Source organism: Nocardiopsis chromatogenes YIM 90109 (genome assembly GCF_000341185.1).
Taxonomy (GTDB): Bacteria; Actinomycetota; Actinomycetes; order Streptosporangiales; family Streptosporangiaceae; genus Nocardiopsis_A; species Nocardiopsis_A chromatogenes.
In genome coordinates this window covers 1-5,736 of the sequence record NZ_ANBH01000378.1, presented here as the reverse complement: position 1 = coordinate 5,736, position 5,736 = coordinate 1, and the positions used below count along the sequence as shown (strand labels likewise).

Sequence of the window (5,736 nt, the reverse complement as noted above, 5' to 3'; positions counted from 1 at the left end):
ACCGGATGCCCGACCCGGCCCTCCCCCGCCCGGCAGGCCCCGGACCCGGCCCCCAGTCCCCGCGCACCGGCCCGACGGCCGCCACGAGCGCGAACGACCACCCGCCCACCCCACCGCGCCGCCCACCCGGACCACGAGGAACCCGCCGGACGGCACGCAGGGCCCGGGAACCACCCCGCTCACACCGTCGCCGCCCCCTCCGGCGACCACGCACACGCCCGCCACCCGACAACGCTGCCGGATGGGCCACCCCGCTCTGTCGTCGCCGCCCGCCACCGCACACCCACGCGGCCCGGCGGACGGCCAGGACCCCATAAGCGGGCCCCGGTCGGACGGAAACGACACCACTCCACCAGACCTGACCCGGCCCCGCCGCCGCCATCAACGGCGACCACGCACACCCCCTGCCGCCCGACAGCACTACCGCAAGGACAGCCGACCTCTGTCGTCGCCGCCTACCCGAAAGCTCCGGCAACCCGCCGGACGGCCAGGGCCCGCGAGCGGGGCACCTGCTGTGCCGTCGCCGCCCATTGCGGTGACCGCGCACACTCCGTGCACTCGGCAAGGCTGCCGGAAGGGCCGCCGCCCATTCCTCGCCGCCGCCCGCCCCCGGACTCCGGCGGCTGCCGCCCGGTCAAGGCCATGAGCGGGGCACATGCCTCCCGATGCCATTCGCTACGACGTCACCGTCTGCGATCCGCGATCGGTGACTCTTCAGAGGGCGGCGGCGCATGTCGGGCGCGGAGGCCGTTGATCGGAGGTCCGGGCCCACGTCCCGTCACTCGGTGTGCTGCTTCTCCCCGAGCACCCCTGTGGCGGCGTTCAAGTGGCGCTTGGCCAGCCATACCGCCGCGGCCGACCCGACCGCCGCCAGCGCCATCATCACGGTCGGCAGCGGCAGGCTCAGCCCCAGGACCACGCACCCGGCAAGGCCTCCCAGGGCGACCAGCAGCGGCGGGCGGTCCTCATCGGCGCCCAGGCGCAGGCCCGATGCGTTGGCCAGCAGGTGGTAGGCGAGCAGGGCGAAGGCGGCGACCCCCACCGCCGTTGCGGGCTCCAGCAGCGCGACCGCCGCCCCCGCGGCCACCGCCGTGGCCGCCCAGGAGCGCGTTGGGCCCCCGAGCGCCGGCGGCAGGGCCCGTTCCTCGGCCAGGACCCCGACGGCGCGGGCCGCCGAGGAGATCAGCACCGCCCCGGCGCCCAGGCTCGCCACCGCAGCCGCGGCGGCGACCGCGGCCGCCCCCAGGTCGGGTCGGCCCGACGCCGCGACGGCGTCGACGACGGGGGCGCCGAACCCGGCCCGGTAGGGCCCCAGGACGGCGATGGTCCACGCCCCGACGGTCAGGTACAGCAGCGCCACCCCTGCCAGGGCGAACGCGGGGACGACGGGGATCGCGCCCTGCCGGGGCCGCGGGGCGGCCTCGGCGATGCGCACCGTCCCGGCGAAGGCCAGGAAGAGCGTTCCGGCCGCCCCCAGTGTGCCGAAGGAGCCGGGCCAGGCGCCGTCGAGCTGCAGCCGGTCGGGGTCGGCCGCGCCCGCGGTCCAGGCGGCGGCGACCAGGGCGGCCACGGCCAGGACGCCCATGGCCAGGGCCAGGCGCCCGGCCCAGCGGCGCGCCCGCTGCCCGCCCCATGCCAGGGCGGCGGCAACGGCCAGGGCGGCCATGGCGGCCGAGCGCCCCCGCTCGGGGGCCAGGTTGTCGGCCAGGGCCAGCGCCGTGGCGGCGGCCGCGGCGGTGGTGCCCACGGCCCAGGCCCAGGCGGCGATGGCCCCCCAGGGGTCGCCGAGCCGTTCGCGGGCGTAGACCCGCGCGCCGCCGGTGCCCGGGTGGGCGGCGGCCAGGCGGGCGGTCGACACCGCGGTGCACAGGGCGACGGCGGCGGCCAAAGGCACCGCAGCCGTCAGCCAGGTCCCCGCCTCCTCCGCGGCGGGTGCGAGCACGACGAAGACGCCGACGCCGGCCAGTGCGGCGGCGACGGCGAGGGCCGTGGGGGCACCCTGCGTGCCGGTTCGGGTGGTCATGAGCGCTGAGTCTGCATCAGATTGATCACGGTGCGGTGGAGAAGTCGGTGACGGAGGGCGTCCACATCCGGCCGCGCGGTCGCCGCCCCGGCCCGTCCGGGCGGGGCGGGCTCTCAGGCGCCAGGCGGTGCAGGGCCGGGTGTTCGCGGCCGGTGGGAGGGGCGGCGGGCGGCTGTGCGGGGTGCTCGGGCGGGGTGCGGGGGCCGCACACGGCCGGGGCGTTCCAGTGGCGAAGGCCACAGGCCTCCCCGCCGGGTTGGACACGTGTTCGCAGCAGTCGGTTCCCGTGTCCGGTGCGGGGCCTCGCGTTCCCGTGGTCCGATACACGCCGCTGCGGGCACACGGCTGCGGCCTGGTGGCGCCCCATGGTGCTCGGGGCCACCGACCGCCTTCGGGAGTGCTCCAGCGGCTGTTGGCAGGCGCATCCCGTCCGGGTGAGCCGGCGGCGGAGGCCGCGGGCGGCCCCCTCCGGTCCGGCAAGGGATCGCGACCGCCGGTCCCGGTGGTCGGAAGCGTCCCGGCGCCGCCACCTGTCAGGGGCGCCGGGCCCGGCCCCGTGAGCAGGGTGCCGGAGGCGGCCGGGGGCCTGCCTGGACGTCGAGCGGGATGGACCTCGGCGGTCCTCGGCCGGGACTCCCGACCGCGCGCGTTCCGCGCTGCCGCAGCCGGTTCGGGCCGGGGCCGCCGACGCGCCGGGGAGGTCCGGGCGTGCTCCGCCGGGCCGGTCCGGAAGTCCGCGCCGGGTGCCGGCTGGGCACGGGGAACCGGTCCGGGCGGACGGCGGCAGCATGGGCGCGCCCGGCGGTGTGGCCGGGCGCTGGTCGGTGCGGTCTCACGGGCGCCAGGGGGCCCCGGTGTTGTCGGAGATGTCCTCGGCGGCGACCTGCCTGAGCTGTCGGGCCAGGTCGGCCAGAGCGCGCGAGACGGCCAGCTCCTCGCCGATCTCCGGGGCGTCGGAGTCGGAGGGGTGCTTGCGGGCCATCCCCCGGCCGTGCAGGTCGGTGCCGTCCTCGGCGTGCAGTCCGGCGTCGGCCCAGGTGCGGGCCTGTTCGCCCTCGCTCTCCTCGGAGAGCATGATCTCGATGTTCCAGCGCTTCATGGTGTGCATGAAGGCCACCCCCCAGTGTCCTTCCCCGTGATTCTTGCTCGCCTCCGGCGGGGCCCGCCGTCAGCCGGCGGGCTCCCCGTCGTCGCGGGCGCCCTCGATGTGGGCGTCGGGGCCGGGGTAGACGAGTACGTCCTGGTCCTCGTCCACCCACCGGACCTGGTAGGGGGGAGCGCCCTCCGCCCCTCGGACCTCGGTGACGACCCCTGTCTTGCGGCCGGTGTCCTCGCGCCGACCCTCAATGACCAGCAGGTCTCCGACGCGTGCTCTCATCGGGCCTCCCTGATTGCGAGATGTCCGATTAACCCCATCTTCCTTGGACGGGCGCGCTATTGCAATGCCCGGTCCGGGGCCGGGAAGACCGGTGCGACCTGTGGGGACTCCCGTGCGCACGGGGCTGCGGACGCGTTGGGAGGGGGCGGTGGCCGCGCGGGCGGAGTGACGGACGCCTCCCCCGGGGGGCGTCCTCGCTTCAGGTGCCTGCCGTGCGCCGCGGGTGACGGCATCGCTTCCGGCAGAGCGGTGCAACAGATGTCGAATCCGCATTGCCATGAGCACCGGACGGCAGGTCGGCACGGGCGCTCTCGTGATCGAACAGCATCGGGGCCTCACACCACTCAGGCGGACGTGACCGGGGACGACCGACCCCGGGCACTCGTCAGGACGGCGGACCGGGGCCCGAGGGCGTGGCTGCTGCCGCGGTCCTGCGGCAGGGTCGAGCGCTTCCACCAGCCCCCGCTCCAGGGGTGGGCTCACGCCCGCCCCGATGGGTCGGCGGCCCGGCGCCGGGCCGCCCATCCGGCCGCCCTGGCCTGGTACGACCACCACCGGGGTCGGCGGCCGAAGACCCACCGAGGGTCACGTCCGCTGGAGTGGTGTCATTGCCGTCCGACCAGGCCGGCGTGGGTGTCACGGCCTTGGGGCGCCCGCCTCAGTGCCGGTGCCGTGACCGGCGCCCCGCCTATCGGCGGGCGGCCGAAGACCGACCGCCCAGAGCGACCGCGGCGCCGAAGGTTCCACCACTTCAGCGGACACCGTCCTGCCGAGCGTGTTCCCTGCCTCTCCGGGAACCGGGCGAGCGCCGCTCCTACCTCCGGGCAGGGCTGCGCGGACTGTCCTCGCTCCAGATGCTCGGGGGCGCCGCCGGGCCTGACCGGGCGCCCCTCAGGACGGCGGATCGGAGCCCGAGGGCCCGGCTGACGCAGTCCGGCGGCAGGGTCGAGCGCTTGGACGCCGGTCACACCCGCGGGAGTGGCGTCACTTCCGTCCGGCCGGGTCAGTGCGACCGTCACGGCTGTGGGGCGGCCTGCTCCCGTGTCGGCGTCCTGACCGGTGCCCCGCCTGTCGGCGCCCCGCCTGTCGGCGCCCCGCCTTCGGCTACCCGCCCGTGGTGGCCGCGGCCGCCCGCCCCGGCCGAAGACCGGTCGGCCGGGGCGGCGGTCATCCGGGCCCGTGCGTTCGGATCCGCATCCGAGCGCGGCCCGCGCCGCTGCGGCGCCCGTGCCGATCGCGACCCGGCGGCGGAGGCCGTGGAGGCCGTCGCCGGAAGGGCATCGAGGGCGAAGGCCAGGGGAGACACCTGGGCCCTCGACGCCTGTTCCACGGCCGGGGGCGTTCATCCGGCCCCCGTCAACGGGCACGAGGCGGCCGGGCCCCTGCCGGGTCGGGGATCACTCCACCCCGGCGCCCAGGGTGCGGCCGCCGTCCAGGGTGAGGGTCTGGCCGGTCACCCACGAGGCGTCTTCGGAGGCCAGGAACGCGATGGCGGCGCCCACGTCGGCGGGCACCCCGAGGCGGCCCAGCGGGTAGCCCTTGGCGACCTCCTCCTCGTTGTCGGCGAAGAGGGCCTGGGCGAAGTCGGTCTTGACCACCGCGGGCGCCACCGCGTTCACCCGCACCGCCGGGGCCAGCTCGTAGGCGAACTGGCGGGTCAGGTTGATCAGTGCGGCCTTGCTGGCGCCGTAGGCGGCGATGCCGGGCGAGGGGTGCTGCCCGGCCAGGGAGGCGACGTTGACCACCGCGCCGCCGTGCTCCTTCATCCACGCCGCGTGCGCGGCGGCGGTCCAGGAGGCGGCCGCGGTGACGTTGACCTCGAAGATCTTGGCCATGGTGGCGGGTTCGACGTTGACCAGGGCGTCGAAGACCGGGTTGATGCCGGTGTTGTTGACCAGGACGTCCAGCGACCCGAAGGCCTCCAGGGCGCGCGCCACCGCCTGGTCGCGGTGCTCGGGGTCGTGGGCCTTGCCGGGTACGGCGACGGCGTGTTCGGGGCCGCCGAGCTCGGCCGCGGCCTTCTCCAGCGGCTCGGGGTTGCGGGCGGTGATGACCACGCGGCCGCCCTCGTCGACGATGCGGCGGGCGGCGGCCAGCCCGATGCCGCGGCTGGCGCCGGTGACGACGGCGGTCTTGCCGGTGAATCGCTGCACGTGGGGGTCCTTTCGCACGGCGGGGCCGCGGGGCGCGGCCGGGTCCGCCCCCACACTACCGACCGCTCGGTTTGTGGTGTGCGCCTCCCCCGCCCCGCACCGCCCGGCGGGGCCCCATCCGCCCTGGTGGTAGCGTCGTCGCGTGTCAGAGCACTACTTCGCCCCCTCCCCGGGCGCGGCGA

Annotated in this window: 4 protein-coding genes; all 4 read right to left on the bottom strand. The window is 76.8% G+C overall.

Translation table 11 applies throughout. From position 1 onward, the window contains the following. Nucleotides 1-778: 778 nt before the first annotated feature. Complete coding sequence (locus tag D476_RS35235; RefSeq protein ID WP_017627770.1) at nucleotides 779-2,023, bottom strand: amino acid permease; 1,245 nt, start codon at nucleotides 2,021-2,023, stop codon at nucleotides 779-781. Nucleotides 2,024-2,855: 832 nt separating this feature from the next. Continuing rightward, nucleotides 2,856-3,131, bottom strand: coding sequence for a DUF1876 domain-containing protein (locus D476_RS0131070; protein ID WP_026124024.1), 276 nt, complete (start codon nucleotides 3,129-3,131; stop codon nucleotides 2,856-2,858). 60 nt (nucleotides 3,132-3,191) lie between these two features. Continuing rightward, nucleotides 3,192-3,401 (bottom strand): DUF1918 domain-containing protein, encoded by a 210-nt coding sequence (locus tag D476_RS0131065; RefSeq protein ID WP_017627768.1) that lies wholly within the window; start codon nucleotides 3,399-3,401, stop codon nucleotides 3,192-3,194. A gap of 1,397 nt (nucleotides 3,402-4,798) precedes the next feature. Further along, nucleotides 4,799-5,554: an SDR family oxidoreductase gene (locus D476_RS0131060; RefSeq protein ID WP_026124023.1), complete on the bottom strand. Its 756-nt coding sequence runs from the start codon at nucleotides 5,552-5,554 to the stop codon at nucleotides 4,799-4,801. Between the last annotated feature and the right edge of the window lie 182 nt (nucleotides 5,555-5,736).